General features: G+C 74.4%; 10 protein-coding genes and 10 pseudogenes. 14 read left to right on the forward strand and 6 right to left on the reverse strand.

Annotation, left to right across the window (positions count from 1 at the left end; all coding sequences use genetic code 11):
* Window positions 1-66: 66 nt before the first annotated feature.
* From UK94_RS26075 to UK94_RS65880, 5 genes and pseudogenes are all read left to right on the forward strand, one after another.
* Complete coding sequence (locus UK94_RS26075) at window positions 67-1,482, forward strand: nitrite reductase (RefSeq protein ID WP_268761653.1); 1,416 nt, start codon at window positions 67-69, stop codon at window positions 1,480-1,482.
* Window positions 1,473-2,065 (forward strand): precorrin-8X methylmutase (locus UK94_RS26080; RefSeq protein ID WP_235489926.1); only part of this gene is annotated, 593 nt, incomplete at its 3' end. The genes UK94_RS26075 and UK94_RS26080, both read left to right, overlap by 10 nt.
* Window position 2,066: 1 nt before the next feature.
* A pseudogene (locus tag UK94_RS75110) lies at window positions 2,067-2,126 on the forward strand (hypothetical protein); the annotation flags it as partial.
* Window positions 2,127-2,167: 41 nt separating this feature from the next.
* Window positions 2,168-3,219 (forward strand): precorrin-2 C(20)-methyltransferase (locus tag UK94_RS65875; RefSeq protein ID WP_268761656.1); only part of this gene is annotated, 1,052 nt, incomplete at its 3' end.
* Between the two features lies 1 nt (window position 3,220).
* A pseudogene (locus UK94_RS65880) lies at window positions 3,221-3,802 on the forward strand (precorrin-3B C(17)-methyltransferase); the annotation flags it as partial.
* Window positions 3,803-3,921: 119 nt separating this feature from the next.
* Here UK94_RS65880 and UK94_RS65885 read toward each other — a convergent pair.
* The 3 genes and pseudogenes from UK94_RS65885 to cobM form a co-directional block, all read right to left on the reverse strand.
* Window positions 3,922-4,403: precorrin-6A/cobalt-precorrin-6A reductase (locus UK94_RS65885; protein ID WP_235489928.1), on the reverse strand; the 482-nt coding region annotated here is incomplete at its 5' end.
* 1 nt (window position 4,404) lies between these two features.
* Window positions 4,405-4,755 (reverse strand): annotated as a pseudogene (locus UK94_RS65890) (precorrin-6A/cobalt-precorrin-6A reductase); the annotation flags it as partial.
* 95 nt (window positions 4,756-4,850) lie between these two features.
* Entirely contained in the window at window positions 4,851-5,666 is an 816-nt protein-coding gene (cobM, locus tag UK94_RS26095; protein WP_041939107.1) for a precorrin-4 C(11)-methyltransferase, read from the reverse strand.
* 252 nt (window positions 5,667-5,918) lie between these two features.
* Between cobM and UK94_RS65895 the strand changes: the two genes are divergently transcribed.
* Window positions 5,919-6,134 (forward strand): hypothetical protein (locus tag UK94_RS65895; protein WP_235489930.1); only part of this gene is annotated, 216 nt, incomplete at its 3' end.
* Window positions 6,135-7,650: 1,516 nt separating this feature from the next.
* On the opposite strand, the gene UK94_RS26105 is transcribed toward UK94_RS65895, so the two are convergent.
* Window positions 7,651-9,189 (reverse strand): hypothetical protein, encoded by a 1,539-nt coding sequence (locus UK94_RS26105; RefSeq protein WP_055751920.1) that lies wholly within the window; start codon window positions 9,187-9,189, stop codon window positions 7,651-7,653.
* Between the two features lie 634 nt (window positions 9,190-9,823).
* Here UK94_RS26105 and UK94_RS65905 point away from each other — a divergent pair.
* Both UK94_RS65905 and UK94_RS65910 read left to right on the forward strand, forming a co-directional pair.
* Window positions 9,824-10,020, forward strand: a pseudogene (locus tag UK94_RS65905) (hypothetical protein); the annotation flags it as partial.
* A gap of 1 nt (window position 10,021) precedes the next feature.
* Window positions 10,022-10,133: pseudogene (locus tag UK94_RS65910) on the forward strand (hypothetical protein); the annotation flags it as partial.
* Window positions 10,134-10,243: 110 nt separating this feature from the next.
* On the opposite strand, the pseudogene UK94_RS65915 reads toward UK94_RS65910, so the two are convergent.
* A pseudogene (locus UK94_RS65915) lies at window positions 10,244-10,827 on the reverse strand (DUF3710 domain-containing protein); the annotation flags it as partial.
* 259 nt (window positions 10,828-11,086) lie between these two features.
* Here UK94_RS65915 and UK94_RS26120 point away from each other — a divergent pair.
* The 4 genes and pseudogenes from UK94_RS26120 to UK94_RS26125 form a co-directional block, all read left to right on the forward strand.
* Window positions 11,087-11,581, forward strand: a 495-nt coding sequence (locus tag UK94_RS26120) for an NADAR family protein (protein ID WP_235489932.1), incomplete at its 3' end; no start/stop codon positions are given.
* 1 nt (window position 11,582) lies between these two features.
* Window positions 11,583-11,668: pseudogene (locus UK94_RS75115) on the forward strand (DUF1768 domain-containing protein); the annotation flags it as partial.
* Between the two features lie 151 nt (window positions 11,669-11,819).
* Window positions 11,820-12,065, forward strand: a 246-nt coding sequence (locus UK94_RS65920) for a DUF5925 domain-containing protein (protein WP_313949597.1), incomplete at its 3' end; no start/stop codon positions are given.
* Window position 12,066: 1 nt separating this feature from the next.
* Window positions 12,067-13,043: pseudogene (locus tag UK94_RS26125) on the forward strand (DUF5925 domain-containing protein); the annotation flags it as partial.
* A 98-nt stretch (window positions 13,044-13,141) separates the two neighbouring features.
* Here the strand turns inward: UK94_RS26125 and UK94_RS26130 are convergent.
* Window positions 13,142-13,518: pseudogene (locus tag UK94_RS26130) on the reverse strand (SRPBCC family protein); the annotation flags it as partial.
* A gap of 316 nt (window positions 13,519-13,834) precedes the next feature.
* Here UK94_RS26130 and UK94_RS26135 point away from each other — a divergent pair.
* Window positions 13,835-14,779 (forward strand): carboxyl transferase domain-containing protein (locus tag UK94_RS26135; RefSeq protein WP_313949598.1); only part of this gene is annotated, 945 nt, incomplete at its 3' end.
* A 19-nt stretch (window positions 14,780-14,798) separates the two neighbouring features.
* A pseudogene (locus UK94_RS65925) lies at window positions 14,799-15,042 on the forward strand (carboxyl transferase domain-containing protein); the annotation flags it as partial.

Below are 15,042 nucleotides of genomic sequence, written 5' to 3' on the forward strand. Positions count from 1 at the left end.
TGGGGCACGTATGCTCCGCCGGTGTCCACCAGCCCGCGGGAGCGCGTCCGCGACGCGTGCCCCGGCGTGCTGCGGACCCATCCGGCGGCGGACGGCGCGCTGGCCCGGCTGCGCATCCCCGGCGGAGCCCTCGACGGCGCCGCGGCCCGAATGCTCGCCGCGTGCGCCCGGGACGTCGCCGACGGCCACCTCGAGCTGACCTCCCGCGGAAACGTGCAGCTTCGCGGGCTCGCCGACGGCGCCGCCGCGGTGCTCGCCGCCCGGGCGCGGTCGGTCGGGCTGCTGCCGTCGGCCACCCACGAGCGGATCCGCAACATCGTCGGCTCCCCGCTGTCCGGGCGCGCCGGCAGGGGCGTCCGCGACATCGCCCCGCTCGTCGACGCGCTCGACCGCGGGCTGTGCGCCGACCCGACACTCGCCGAGCTACCTGGCCGAATGCTGTTCGCCGTCGACGACGGCAGCGGCGACCTGGCCGGCCTGCCCGCCGACTTCACCCTGCGGGCCGAGCCGGCGGGGCAGACCCTGCTGCTCGTCGCGGGCGAGGCGGCCGCGCTGCGGCTGGCGCAGAGCGCCGCCATACCCGCGCTGCTCGCCGCCGCCCGGGCCTTCCTCGACCTGCGCGCCGCCGGGGGCGCCGCGACCGCCGCCTGGCGGGTCGCGGAGCTGCCCGCCGGGCGCGACCGCCTGCTCGCCGCAGCCGCAGCCGCAGCCGCAGCCGTCGACGCCTCTGTTGACGCCGACGCCGACGCGCAGGTCCCGCCCGCCGCCGCGCCCGGCGAGGCCGCCGGCTCGCTCGCCGACGACGGCGGACCGCCGGGCGCCCGGCCGGGTCGGCACCGCCAGCGCGACGGCCGGTGGGCGCTGACGGCGCTGGTTCCACTCGGGCGTCTGTACGCCGACCAGCTGGATCTGCTCGCAACGATCGCCGACGCCGACGGTGACGGCCGGGTGGTGGTGACGCCGTGGCGGTCGGTCGTGCTGCGCGACCTCGACGCCGCGGCGGTGGCACCGGTCCTGGCGCGGCTGGCGGCTGCGGGGCTCGTCGTCGACGCGGACTCGGACTGGGTCGGGGTCACGAGCTGCGCCGGGCGGCCGGGCTGCGCCAAGGCGTTCGCCGACGTCCGCCGCGACGCCGGCCGATCGGCGGGGGCGGGTGGTGCCCCGGGCCGGGCCGGTCCGCCGGGCGGCGGCTCACGGCACCGCCGGGATCGGCTGCCCGTGCACTGGTCGGGCTGCGCCCGCCGGTGCGGCCAGCCGGCCGGCGAGGTCGTCGAGGTCGTCGCCGACGCCACCGGTTACCGGGTTCGCCGCGGCGCCGGAAGTGGCGCCCTGGTGCCGTGGTCATCGGGCGGCGCACTGCCCGCAGAGGTGGCGGGCGAGGTGTCGGCCGTCGGCTGGGACGCGCTCATCGACGCGGTGGCGGCGCAGCGCTCGGTTGCCCGCGCGGGTCGGGATGGACGGGAGGCTGGCACATGGAGGTGACGGTGGCGGGAACGCCGCGGCCCGACTACGTCCGGGACGGCGCGGAGATCTACCGTCGCTCGTTCGCGACGATCCGCGCCGAGGCGCGCCTCGACGGGCTGCCCGCCGACGTCGCCCGCGTCGCCGTCCGCATGATCCATTCGTGTGGCATGGTCGACCTCGTCGACGTCCTGGCCTTCAGCCCGGGGGTGGTCGCCGCGGCGCGGGCGGCCCTGCTGGCCGGCGCGCCGGTGCTGTGCGACGCCCAGATGGTCGCCGCGGGGGTGACCCGCCGTCGGCTGCCCGCCGACAACGACGTGCTGTGCCTGCTCGGCGATCCGCGGGTGCCCGGCCTCGCCGCCGAGCTGGGCACGACCCGCAGCGCCGCGGCGGTCGACCTGTGGGGCGAGCGCCTCGCCGGCGCCGTCGTCGCGATCGGCAACGCCCCGACCGCCCTGTTCCGGCTGCTGGAGCTCGTCGCGGCCGGCGCGCCGCGGCCGGCGGCCGTCCTCGGCATCCCGGTGGGCTTCATCGGCGCGGCCGAGTCGAAGCAGGCGCTCGCCGACGATCCGGCGGGCCTGGAGTTCCTCGTCGTGCACGGCCGNCGCGGCGGCAGCGCGATGGCCGTCGCCGCCGTCAACGCGATCGCGAGCGAGCAGGAGTGAGCGACGCGCGTGAACCGGCGCAGGTCAGNTCGACGGGCCGGCTGTGGGGCGTGGGTGTCGGCCCCGGTGATCCCGAGCTGATGACGCTGCGGGCGGCGCGGCTCATCCACGACGCCGACGTGATCGCCTACCACAGCGCCCGGCACGGTCGCAGCATCGCCCGGTCGATCGCCGCCGCGCACCTGCGCGGCGACCAGATCGAGGAGGCGCTGGTCTACCCGGTCACCACGGAGACGACCAGCCATCCCGGCGGCTACCGGGGGGCGATCGACGAGTTCTACGAGGACTGCGCCAAGCGGTTGGCGGCCCACCTCGACGCCGGCCGGAGCGTCGTCGTCCTCAGCGAGGGCGACCCGTTCTTCTACGGATCGTTCATCCACCTGCACCGCCGTCTCGCCGACCGCTACCCGACCGAGGTCGTGCCCGGCGTGACGTCGCTGTCGGCGGGCTGCGCGGTGCTCGGCCGCCCGCTCGTCGAGGGCAACGAGGTCCTCACCGTCCTGCCGGGCACGCTGGCGCCGCGGACCCTCGCCGAGCGCATCGCCGGCACCGACACCGCGGTCGTGCTCAAGATGGGCCGGACCTTCCCCGGCGTCCGCGACGCCTTCACCGACGCCGGCCGTCTCGCCGACACCTGGTACGTCGAGCGGGCGACGACCGCCGGCCAGCGGATCGCCCCTCTCGGCGAGGTCGACCCGGCGACCGTGCCCTACTTCTCCCTGGCCGTGCTGCCGAGCCCGGTGCGCGGCCCGGACGATCCGGCACCACTGCGCGCCGGCCAGGCCGAGTGGGTGCCCGCCGGCGCCGCGAGCCGGCCGGCGCCGTCCCCATCCGCCCCCGCCGGGACCACCGACCGCACCGCGCCGGCGGCCGAGGAGCCCGCGGTGGAGCGGTCCACGGTGGAGCGGTCAACGGTGGAGCGGTCCGCGGGCGAGGTCGTCGTGGTCGGGCTCGGCCCGGGCGCGCAGGACTGGTTGACCCCGCAGGCCGCCGCCGCGCTGGCCGCCGCCGACGACCTCATCGGCTACGGCCCCTACCTCGACCGGGTGCCCGCCACGCCGCGCCAGCGCCGGCACCCGTCGGGCAACACGGTNGAGGCGGAACGCGCCGAGCTCGCCCTGGAACTGGCCGCCGCCGGCGCGAGCGTCGCGGTGGTGTCCTCCGGCGACCCCGGCGTCTTCGCGATGGCGACCGCCGTCGTCGAGGCCGCGGCGCAGCGGCGGTTCGCCCACGTCGACGTGCGGGTCGTGCCCGGGCTGACCGCCGCCCAGGCGGTGGCGAGCCGGGTCGGCGCGCCGCTCGGCCACGACTTCTGCGTGCTGTCGCTGTCCGACCGGCTCAAGCCGTGGGAGGTCATCGAGCGGCGGCTGCGCGCCGCCGCAGCGGCCGACCTCGTCCTCGCGATCTACAACCCGGCGTCGCGGACCCGGCGCGAGCAGCTCGAACGGGCCCGCGCGGCGCTGCTGGAGCACCGCGCCCCGGACACCCCGGTGGTGATCGGCCGTGACGTCGGCGGCCCCACGGAGACCGTCACCGTGACGACCCTCGGCGACCTGGACCCGGCCGGTGTCGACATGCGCTGCCTGCTGCTCGTCGGCTCCTCGACGACGCGGATCGTCCACCGCGACACCGGCCGCGACCTCGTCTTCACCCCCCGCCGCTACCCGGCACCGTGAGATGCGGGGTGCGGAAGAAACAGTAGTGATCTTCCCGCCGGCCGGTTCCGCGGAACCGGCCCTGCGGCCGGGACGAAACCCGACGCGCGACGAACCCCAGCCAGATCTGACCCACGCCGTTACGGCACAGGAGGTGTCCGTGCTGTCACGGCACCGGCGACAGAGCCCGCGCCCGCGTGGCGAGAGGTGGCAAGGTCGGTCAGCCAACGTGTTGCGGGGGCGATGTCGGAGACGACCGGGAATCCGGACGGTGGGGGCGGACGGTCGATCATGAGGACGGGCAGGCCGAGGTCGCGGGCGGCGGTGAGCTTGGCGGCGGTCATCGCGCCGCCGCTGTCCTTGGTCACGAGGACGTCGATGGCGTGGCGGCGCAGCAGCGCGGTCTCGCCGGCCACGTCGAACGGGCCCCGGTCGAGGATCACCTCGAGCCGCGGGGGCAGCGGGCCGGTGGGGGGCTCGACGCAGCGCGCCAGGAACCAGGGGCGGTGCAGGCCGGCGAACAGCGCGAGGTCGCTGCGACCGGTGGTCAGGAACACCCGCGGGCCGGGGTCGGTCGCCGCGCCGCGCCGGAGCGGGACGAACCGGTCGATCAGGTCCGTCANAGCGGGCAGGGACGGGACCCGGCGCCAGTCGTCGCCGGGCTGGGCCAGCCAGCCGGGGCGACGCAGGACCAGCAGCGGCACGCCGGTGGCCGCAGCGGCCGTCGCGGCGGAGGCGGTCATGCGGGCGGCGAACGGGTGGGTGGCGTCGACCACGGCGTCGATCCGTTCGCAGCGCAGATGCTCGGCGAGGCCGGCCGGACCACCGAACCCGCCGATGCGGACCCGGCAGGACGGCGGCACCCGCGGCTCGCGCACCCGTCCGGCCAGGGAGTAGACGACGTCGAACCCGCCGGCCTCGGTCAGGGCGAGGGCCAGCCGGCGGGCCTCGCCGGTGCCCCCCAGCAGCAGCACCCGCAGTGGCACAGATGCCGCCGCGCGCTGCGGTCCTGCCGCCGGGTCGTCGCCGGCCGTACCGGGCGGCGCGGATCGGGCGGGGTCGGTGCCGGTCACCGTGGTTCGGCGGGGTCCAGCTCGCCGGGTACCGAGGACCAGCCCGTGGCGGGGGCCGGCTGGCAGCCGTCGGGGGCGAAGCGCTGCGGTGAGTAGAGGAAGCTGTCGCGGAAGCCCGCGGCGGCCAGCGCCCGACCGACGATGATGACCGCGGTCTTCGTGAGGCCGGCCGCCCGGGACTGCGCGGCGATGTCGGCGAGCGTGCCGCGCAGCACCACCTCGTCGGACCGGCTGGCCCACGCGACCACGGCCGCCGGGCAGTCCGGGCCGTAGCTGGGCACGAGCTCCTCGACCAGCGTCTCGATGCGGTGCACGGCCAGGTGCAGTACGAGCGTCGCCCGGGACCGGCCGAGCGTCGCCAGATCCTCGCCGGGCGGCATCGGGCTGGACAGCACGGCCGTGCGCGTCAGCACGACGCTCTGGGCGACGCCGGGAACCGTCAGCTCCCGGCGTAGCGACGCGGCGGCGGCGGCGAACGCGGGAACGCCGGGGGTGACGTCGTAGGGGACGCCGGCCGCGTCCAGCCGCCGCATCTGCTCGGCCAGGGCGCTGTAGAGGGACGGATCGCCGGAGTGCAGGCGGGCGACGTCCTGGCCGGCGGCGTCGGCGGCGCACAGCTCGGCCGTGATCGCGTCGAGGGTCATCCGGGCCGTGTCGACGAGACGCGCGCCGGGCGGGCAGTGGGACAGCAGGTCGGCGGGGACGAGGCTGCCGGCGTACAGGCAGACCGGGCAGGCGGCGATCAGGTCCCGCCCGCGCACGGTGATGAGGTCGGCGGCACCCGGCCCCGCCCCGATGAAGTGCACGGTCATCCGCGCTCGCCGCCCCGGGCCCGGCGGCCGGCCGCCGCGGGGGGACGGGCACCGGCGGCGGTGGGCGTGGGAGCGTGGCCCGCGGTGCCTGCGGGTCGTCGCAGGGTGCTCGGCACGACGGGCAACGCTAGCAGGCTGGCCGGGGCGGATCCCCGGATCGTCGCAAGCGGCGTCCAGGTCNGCCGTGGACACGCCAGACGATCCCGGATTCACTACTCAGAGTAATATCTCTGATACAAAAGGCGGGTGATGGTGCCCGGGTCCGGGATCCCCCGTAGCTGGTCCGCGCCGGGGCCGCACGGCCGCCGCACCCTGCACCGCAGCCCGGTGCTCTGGGTGCCGTTGGCGCTGGCCAGCCTGGCGCCCTGGCTCGTCGAGGCGTCCACCGTCCCGTCCGACACCACCCGGGTGAAGCTGCGCTCGGTGGCATTCATGATCCAGAGTGTCGCCTCGCTCGCTCTGATCGGCNCGCGCTACGGGCGTTCGGCCGGGCTGAGTCAGATCCGCGTCGGGCCCTGGTATCTGCTGTGGACCGGAGTCTCGCTCGGCCTGATGACCATGACCTGGCATGCATCGCTGCTCGGCGCCAGATCGCAGATCGACAGTGCGGCCGTGGCCCGGGCGCTCGCGGTGGCCAGCGTCGCACTGCTCTGCTGGACGGCTGGATACCTGCTCGGCCCGGGTGCCGACGCGCTGGCAGTGGCACGGGGGCTTGNGACGGCGGNCGTGCGCGGCGCGGAGTTCCGGGTGCGCAACGCCGCGGTGCCCTGGGTGCTGTGTGGGATCTCCGTCGTCGCCCGTGGCCTCCAGATCGCCCTCGGTCAGTACGCCTACCTCGGCGACGCATCCGCGTTGGTCAGCAGCTCCAGCGCCAACGCGCAGCCCCTCACCCAGCTGGGCAGCTGCGGCCTGCTCGGGTTGCTCGTCGCGGCGGTCGCGCTGGCCCGTGAGGGTGGGCGTCGCTGGACCCTGACGTTCGACGTGCTGCTCGCCGTCGAACTCGCCTTCGCCCTCGTCGGGGGGATGAAAGGCGTGTTCGTGACGACCGTCGGCGCGACGTTCGTGACCTTCGCGGTGGCCCGCGGACGGCTGCCCGTGCGGTGGATCGTCGTCGCAACCGCGCTGCTGCTGCTGGTGATCGTGCCGTACAACGCCGCCTACCGGACCCAGGTTCGCAGCACGGCCGGCCCCATGAGCGGGCGGGCGGCGGTGCTGCTCGCGCCGTCGGTGCTGGCGCACTCCGTCACCGGGGCCGTCGGCACCCTCACCAGGGCCGTCGGCACCGTCACCGACGCCATCAGCACGGGCGCTGCCGGCACCGGCGGGGTCACCTCCGCCTCCGACTCGGCCGAGTCGGCCGACTCGGCCGACTCGGGGGAGTCGAGCTGGCGGTATCTGGCCGATCGGACCGGGGCCGTGGACAGCCTCGCCATCGTCCTGGCGAGGACCCCGGACACCGTCCCGTACCACAGCGCGTCCGAGTTGTTGTTCTCCCCGGTCCGCACGCTGATCCCGCGGGCGCTCTGGCCGGGCAAGCCGCTGCGGATCACCGGGTATGACTTCAAGCAGGAGTATCTCGCCGGCGACGCTCGGGTGTACTCGTCCGCCGCCGTCTCGCCGCAGGCCGACCTGTACCGCTACGGTGGCCTGCTGCCGCTGCTGATCGGTATGACGCTGCTCGGAGCTGGTTACCGCCTCGTCGACGAGGCCTGGCATCCGGCCGTCGACCTGCGCTACGTCGTCCTGTTCGGCCCGCTCCTGCCCAGGATGCTGGGTTCCGAGACCAGTGTTGTGGATCTGCTCGCCGCCCTGCCGATCCAGCTCGCCGTGCTGTTCGCCGTCGCCACGTACGCCTTCGGCGGGGCCGACTCGGGGCCGCGGCGCCCGGGTGGTCGGCCAGGGGCGGGCGTCCGCGGGACCGGGGCGAGACCCCGACCGGATCCCCCGCCGGCCACCGCACCAGAGGCGACGAGCCGGCCGACGATCAAAGTGGCACCTCCCGGCCGTCGCTGACACGGCCCACCAGCAGCCCTGACGCGGCGGAGCCGTGGATCCCGGGCGGTATCCTCAGCACCGGCCGGGCCCGCCTGGACGGGCTCACCCCGGGCGTGGTGCCGGCCACGCCGGGTCGGTCGTCTCCGCTCGGCTGCCCGGCGTCGCCGCTCGGTTCCCCGGCGTCGCCGGACCTGCCGGCGCTGGCCGTCGCGGCTCGGCGGGTGCGCAGGGCCCGAGCCGCCTGCTGCCACAGCAGCAGCGCCACGCCCAGGGTGAGCGCGCCGCGGGCGCTGATCGTGTACAGCACGAGGCCGCCCTCGTACTGCAGGATGCCGGCGACGAGGGCGAGCAGCCCCAGTAGCGCCGCCGGATGGCGTCGGCGCCACAGTGCGCCCTCCGCGCGGGCCAGCAGCAGGCCGCCCAGCCCGGCGAGCAGGACCATCCAGACCGGTCCGCCGATCGGCAGCAGCTCGCCGAGCTGGGTGGGGATCCGGTCGAAGGCGCTGGTGATGCCGTAGGTGCCGGACAGGCGGACCTTCAGCGAACGCGACTCCAGGGCGGTGCTCAGCTTGCCGGGGGCGAGGAAACGCGGGATGGCGATCATCGCATCGTCGCGCAGTGTTACCGGGCCGATCGGCGGTGATCCGGTGCGGAGCTGGTGCAGGATGATCGACGGGTAGGAGTTGCCGTCCAGGCGGACCCCCAGGTCGCCGACGCCGCGCCGGCTGATTCCCCGCTCCGGTTGGGCGAGCGCGCCGCCCAGCGCCGCGACCCGTTCGCCGACGCCGGCCCCGGCGCCGAACGCCTGCCGGCCGGCGTCGGCTCGTGCGCCGTAGATGACGAGGTAGGACAGCAGGATCAGGCCGCTCACCCAGGCCAGTTGCCGGCCTCGCACGGGGATCCCGGTCACGGCGAGCAGGTACAGCACGACCGCCACCGAGATCGCCACCGGCAGCCGCTGACCGGCGAGGGTGTGCAGGGTGCACTGGACGGTCAGCACCAGGACGAGCCAGCGTCCGCGCGTGCGCACCAACACCGCGAAGCTGGCCAGCGCGAGGCCGACGACGAGGAACTGCGTCGCGAACCCGCCGGCGAGGTACTGCCCGCCCGACTCGGCCCCGGGGTCCGGCCCGGCCGTCGTCGCCGCTCGCCCGGCGGCGGTCACGGCGACCGCGGCCACGGCGAAGACGACCAGGAACCGCCAGTCGTAGAAATCCGGAACGCCGGCCCGAAAGGATGCCCGGTCCGGCGCTTCGCGGGTCGCGACCCGATAGGTACCGGCGAAGAAAAGAAGGGCGACGCCGACCAGAATCGCATAGACCGCGACGTCCGAATCGGTCGTCAGCAGCCGGTTGTCGCTGTATACCGGCGCGACGGCCTGGAGAACCTCGGTCGCGCCGTGATAGATGACGGCGATGCCGACGAAAAGCAGCCCGAGACTTCTTTTCGCCTGCTGCCACCGCCGGTACACGAGGAGACCGACGGCGAGCCCCTGCAGCAGCAGGCCCAGGGCGAGCGCAGCCGACACCGATGACCTCTCATCCCCGTTCGCGAGCCTTTCCGGCGAAACCTGACGCCATGCGTCCCGGACGCCGCCCCGAGGTGGTCCGCCGGACCTCGACGAAGGTAGCCGTCGGACACTCCCGGAATGGCGCGGTGGCCGAAGGTCCGGTTTTCGGCGAGTCGGTACAAGNCTCAGGTCGTGCCGGCGGCGCGGTCCACCCGCTGCGACGAGACGTGGGTCGCTCGGCTCCGTTGAAGCGGATTACCAGCCCGATCTGGGTGGTTCGCCCGAAATATTCACCATGCCGTCGATGTGGCCATCCTGGGGTGTCGCGCGGCCGGCTCCGGGATACGCTGGGACGCGTGGACCGGGTCGCCGCGCGTGCCGCGCTCCAACAGCGCAGGGCGGAACTCTACCGGGCGGCCGACGATCTCTTCGCCGATCTCGGCCTGGCCGAGATCTCGCTTCGCGACATCGGGGCCCACGCCGGGGTGGAACCGGTGGAGTCGGTCCGGGACTATCTTGCCGGCACCGTGGAGGGCGAGGTGTGGGAGGTGCCGCTCTCCGTGCTCGTCGACGAATTCTTCCGGGTCATCAACAGCGCGGTGGCGACAGCGGGCCCGTCGGCGGTGGAAAGACTGTCGGCGCTCGTCCGCGNCACCATGAGCTACTACCTTCGTTATCAGACGACCGCATTGTTGCTCCGTTATCGGACGATCATGCGGGTGGGGGAGCGGTTCTCGATCGGCGAGCAGGTGGTCGAGCGCGGCGCCAGCCAGCTTTTCGGCGAGATCATCCAACAGGGGGTGCGGGAGGGCGTGTTCCGCACGCCCTACCCGGCCGACGCGCGGCGCANCATCGAGGCGGCCGGCACGGCCGCGCTGGAGTGGTACGACCGCACCGGCCCCGTCCAGCCCGACGAGCTGATCGAGCGCTACGTGCGCCTCTCGCTGGCCACCGTCGAGTTCNCCGACCTGCGCTGAGCGAGCTTCGGGCTCCGGTCCGCGCCCAGCCGAGGGTCATGATCTCGGGAGCGGATCGCTGGGCCGGAACCTCGACGATGCGCTCGCCCGTCCGNTCGGGCATGATCAGCGGGATCGGCTCGCGGACGGGCATCGGCGCGTCCCCCCGCACCACGACCGTCGCGGCGAGCAGCTCGTCGAGGGCGGGCGCCGCCGCCGGATTCCCGGCGGCCGGTCCGGTGAAGACCGCGCAGAGGAACCAGCGCGAGCCGTCGATGCCGACGATGCGGGCGGGGATCGGACCCGATTCGACGTCGATCGGCAGGTACAGCTCGGGGCCGCGCGGCCCGGGCCGGCAGGCGTCCGGGTCGTCCGGCGCCGCCGCGGCGAGCAGGTCCGCGCGGATCTCGGCCCACAGTTGCTGTCCTCGCGGTGCGGCCAGCACGGACAGCTCCAGGGCGGAGGAGCCGTCGGTCGCGACCAACGCCGGCACCGGCCCGTCGAGTGACAGCCGCAGCCAGGTACCCGTCACGCGGGGAATCAGCAGCGCGCCGAAGTCCGCCCGCTGTCGGCCGTCATCGGGCCGGGTGGCGATGTCGTAAGGTCCCGCGACGTCCGCAGGTCCCGGGGCGTCCGCGTTGTCGACGGAGCCCGGGCGAGGCCCGGTCGGCGGGTCGGCGTCCCCGCGCGTGGCGTCGATCCGGCCGGACGCGCCNGCTCGCGCGGCCTCGCGTCGTCCATCGCGCCTGTGTCGTCCACCGCGCATGAGTCGCCCACCGAGCACCGCCGACCACCTCCTGTCCGAAGCTTGTAGTGATCGGAGCGTGACGTCGGGTAGGCGCGCCGGGATTCTCGTGGGAACGCCGCGCCCCTGCGCNGGCTTCGCCGCAGGCGTGGTCCATCGCCATAAAAATCCGGAAAGATGCATCCGGCCGGCCCGGATCTGCCAACCTCGGCGTGTGCTCTCGACCTCCGGTCCGCCGCGCTCCATCGAGGACCTGCGGCGTCTCGAACGCCAGGCGGCGCCGCTGCGGTTCCGGTACTTCTGGGGCCAGCGTCAGGCCGTCGCGGACGGCACGGGAGCGGGTTGCCTGAGCCTGCGCTGGCCGGCCCGCTTCGCGGTCGACGGGGTCGACTACCCCAGCGCGCAGCACTACGTGCTGGCGCGCAAGGCCGGGCTGTTCGGCGACCAGGCCGCCGCGGAGGCGGTGCTCGCGCTGCCCGCGCCGATCTCGCTGGCCGCCGTCGGCCGGCGGATCCGCGGCTTCGACGAGGCGGTGTGGGACCGTCACCGCTACGCCGTCGCCCTCGCCGCGAACTCCGCGAAGTTCGCCCAGAACGCCATCCTGCGCACCTACCTCGCCGGCACCGCCGGCCTCGTCCTCGCCGACATCAGCCCGCGGGACCGGGTGTGGGGGATCGGCTGCGACCGCGACGACGATCGGGCCGGCCGGNCGAGCGCCTGGCCCGGGCGCAACCTGCTCGGCTTCGCCCTGATGGAGGTCAGGGACGCCCTGCTGGCGGCGGCCACGGCGAGGTGACCTGCCCCGAACGGCGTGACCTGCCGGCCTAAATCGCGTAACGGGATGGTCGAAACGCGGTGAGTCCGGGACCATCGGAGGCGTGTCAGTTCCCAACCAGAAAGCGTCGCTGCCCAAGNCCTGGACGGTCTCCGAGTCGCTGAGCGGGGGGATGAAGCTCCCGTTCGTCGTCGGCCTCGACGATTCGGACACCCCCTACGATGTCGTCGACGCGCTCGCGCTCGCTCCCTTCACGACCGGTGAACAGCCGTGGGCCCGCAGTGCGCGGGTGGATCGGCTCCGCCCCGGAGCGACCCTGTTGCCTTCCGGAGCGCGGGTGCTGCGCTCCGTCGTGGAAGAGTCCCGTGACTCCCGGCTGGCCGTGGGGGAGGGCTGGACGGTGCGGTCCGTGCGCTGGNGCGGTGGCGGCGGCGAGGTCACCGTGACGGCGGTCAGCGAGCAGCTCGCCCGGGGTGTGCTCGAGGATGTCCTGCGTTCGTCCGCGGCCGAGACCGGCTCGGACAGCTCCGTCAGCATGGGGTTCTGGTACCTGTCCGGCCAGCGTGGGCCGATCCGGACCAGCCGGCGGACCGCGACGACGAGGTGGTCGTCGATCCGGGACAACTACGCCTCGGCGGCCCGGGACTCCCTCGACAAGCTCATGGCGATCCGCCGCGACAACGTGATCGGCCGGCTGATCCTGCTGCACGGGCCGGCCGGGACGGGCAAGACGACGGTGCTGCGCGCGCTGGCCAACGAGTGGCGCTCCTGGTGCCAGGTCGACTGCGTGCTCGACCCGGAGTCCCTGTTCGCCGACCCGGCCTACCTGATGGAGGTCGCGATCGGCTTCGACGACGACGGCGACCCCGACAGCGACTCCGCCGACGCCGACCACTCCGACGCCGCCGGCCACGCTGCCGGCGTCGGTGACGCCGCGGGCGTCGGTGGCTTCGACACCGCCGCGGACGGTGCCGTCGGCGGCGGGCAGGACGGCGAGGGTGACCGAATGGGCCAACCCGCCGTGCGCCGCTGGCGGCTGCTGGTGATCGAGGACTGCGACGAGCTGATCCGCGGGGACGGTCGCGGCGCCGCCGGACAGCAGCTGTCCCGGCTGCTCAACCTCACCGACGGGCTCGTCGGCCAGGGCCGGGAGGTGCTCGTCGCTTTGACGACCAACGAGGACCTGTTCCGGCTGCATCCCGCGGTGGTGCGCCCGGGCCGGTGCCTGGCCCAGATCGAGGTGGGCGCCCTGCCCCACGCCGAGGCCGTCTCCTGGCTCGGCTCGACCGACGGGGTCGGCTCGACGATGACGCTCGCGGAGCTGTTCGCCCTGCGCGACGGCCGCGGTCTGCCCCGCCCGAGCGGCGGTGACACCCGCCACGGCCTCTACCTGTGATCGGACCGGGGGTGTCAGGCCGCCCGGCGTGGCACCCCCGGTGTACCAGGGCCCGTCCCGGTCAGGTCCGCCGGGCCTGGTCCGCGTGGACCAGGCGNCGCAGGGCGGCGCGGGCGAGCGGTGCGTAGGCCAACAGGACGGGCAGGGGTCCACGCAGCCGCAGCCAGGTGGAGGTACCGCCGTCCAGACAGGGCTCGACGCCGTGGTCGAGGGTGAGGTGCAGCGGGCCGAGCGTCACCCGCCAGGACCAGGTGCGGGCCAGTTCGTCGACGGCGGTGACGACGAAGCCGGCCGCCGGCGGTAGGAAGGACCGCACCTCACCGGTCATCCCGGGATGGATCCGGGTCTCCCCTCCGTCGACGCGTACGCCCACGACCTGCGGCGCCCACGCCGGCCAGCGGTCCGGCTCGGCGTAACGCCTCCAGCTCTCCGTCACCGGCGCCGGCCCCGACGCCTGGAGGAACAGCGTGGCCATGGCAGGCAACGTTAGTGTGCCGGCAGGCGTCCTTCACGGTGAGCGCCGCAGATCGCGGCACCCGACGGGCCGGATCGTACCGAGCTACCCGCCGAATCCGGGTACCACCGCTAAGGTAAGCCGCAGTGGGGTCAACCGGTGCATTTCGGGTCGGCGGCGGGTGGTGCCGGTATCGGCGCGTCCGATTGCGCGGCCGGCGTGCCCGTATGCGGCGGCCGCGCAATCGGAGCGGTCGCGGCCGTCTCGGGTTGGAACGCGCCGACCTGGGGAAACGTCGCATTTGGCAACCTTGTGTTCAGCTTTGTGGGGAGTGATTGTGACGGCGGTGCGCAGCGGATCCATCGCCGGGCAGCGGTCCGCCGAGGTGCGCCGCGCCTCGGCGATGCCGGTCCTGGCCAGCCGGGTGGATGCCACCGGCGAGCAGGCCCGGCGCAACGCCGAGGGGCACTGGCACGCCGTGACCGATCTGCAGGAGCGCCTGGCAGTCGCGGCCGTCGGCGGTTCGCAGCAGGCCCGGGCGCGGCATGTCGCCCGCGGCAAGCTGCTGCCCCGGGACCGCGTCGACACGTTGCTCGACCGCGGCAGTCCCTTCCTGGAGCTGTCCCCGCTCGCCGCGAACGGGCTGTACGACGACCCGGTGCCGGGGGCGGGCATCATCACCGGGATCGGCCGGATCGCCGGCCGGGAATGTGTGGTCGTCGCCAACGACGCCACCGTGAAGGGCGGCACCTATTACCCGCTGACGGTGAAGAAGCACCTGCGCGCCCAGGAGGTGGCGCTGCACAACCGGCTGCCCTGTGTCTATCTGGTGGACTCCGGCGGCGCCTTCCTTCCCCTGCAGGATCAGGTGTTTCCGGACCGGGAGCATTTCGGGCGCATCTTCTTCAACCAGGCGCGGATGTCGTCGCTGGGCATCGCCCAGATCGCCGCTGTGCTGGGGTCCTGCACGGCCGGCGGCGCCTACGTCCCGGCGATGGCGGACGAGGCGGTCATCGTCCGCGACCAGGGGACGATCTTCCTGGGCGGCCCGCCGCTGGTGAAGGCCGCGACCGGGGAGGTGGTGACGGCCGAGGAGCTCGGCGGCGGCCTGCTGCACGCGCGCACCTCGGGGGTGACCGACCACCTGGCCGAGGACGACGCGCACGCCCTGCGGATCGTCCGGTCGATCGTGGCGAACCTGGCGCCGCGTGCCCCCCGGCCGTGGACGGTCGAGCCCACCGAGGAGCCCGCCGTGGACCCGGCCGGCCTTTATGCGGCGGTGNCGACGGANTCGCGGACGNCGTATGACGTGCGGGAGGTGATCGCGCGGATCGTGGACGGGAGTCGGTTCGCGGAGTTCAAGCGGGAGTACGGGTCGACGTTGGTGACCGGCACGGCGCGGTTGCATGGTCATCCGGTGGGGATCGTGGCGAACAACGGGGTGTTGTTCGGGGAGTCGGCGTTGAAGGGGGCGCATTTCATCGAGTTGTGTGACCAGCGGGGGATTCCGTTGGTGTTCCTGCAGAACATCTCGGGGTTCATGGT

Origin of the sequence: Frankia sp. AvcI1 (assembly GCF_001420875.1) — a bacterium.
Lineage (GTDB): Bacteria > Actinomycetota > Actinomycetes > Frankiales > Frankiaceae > Frankia > Frankia alni.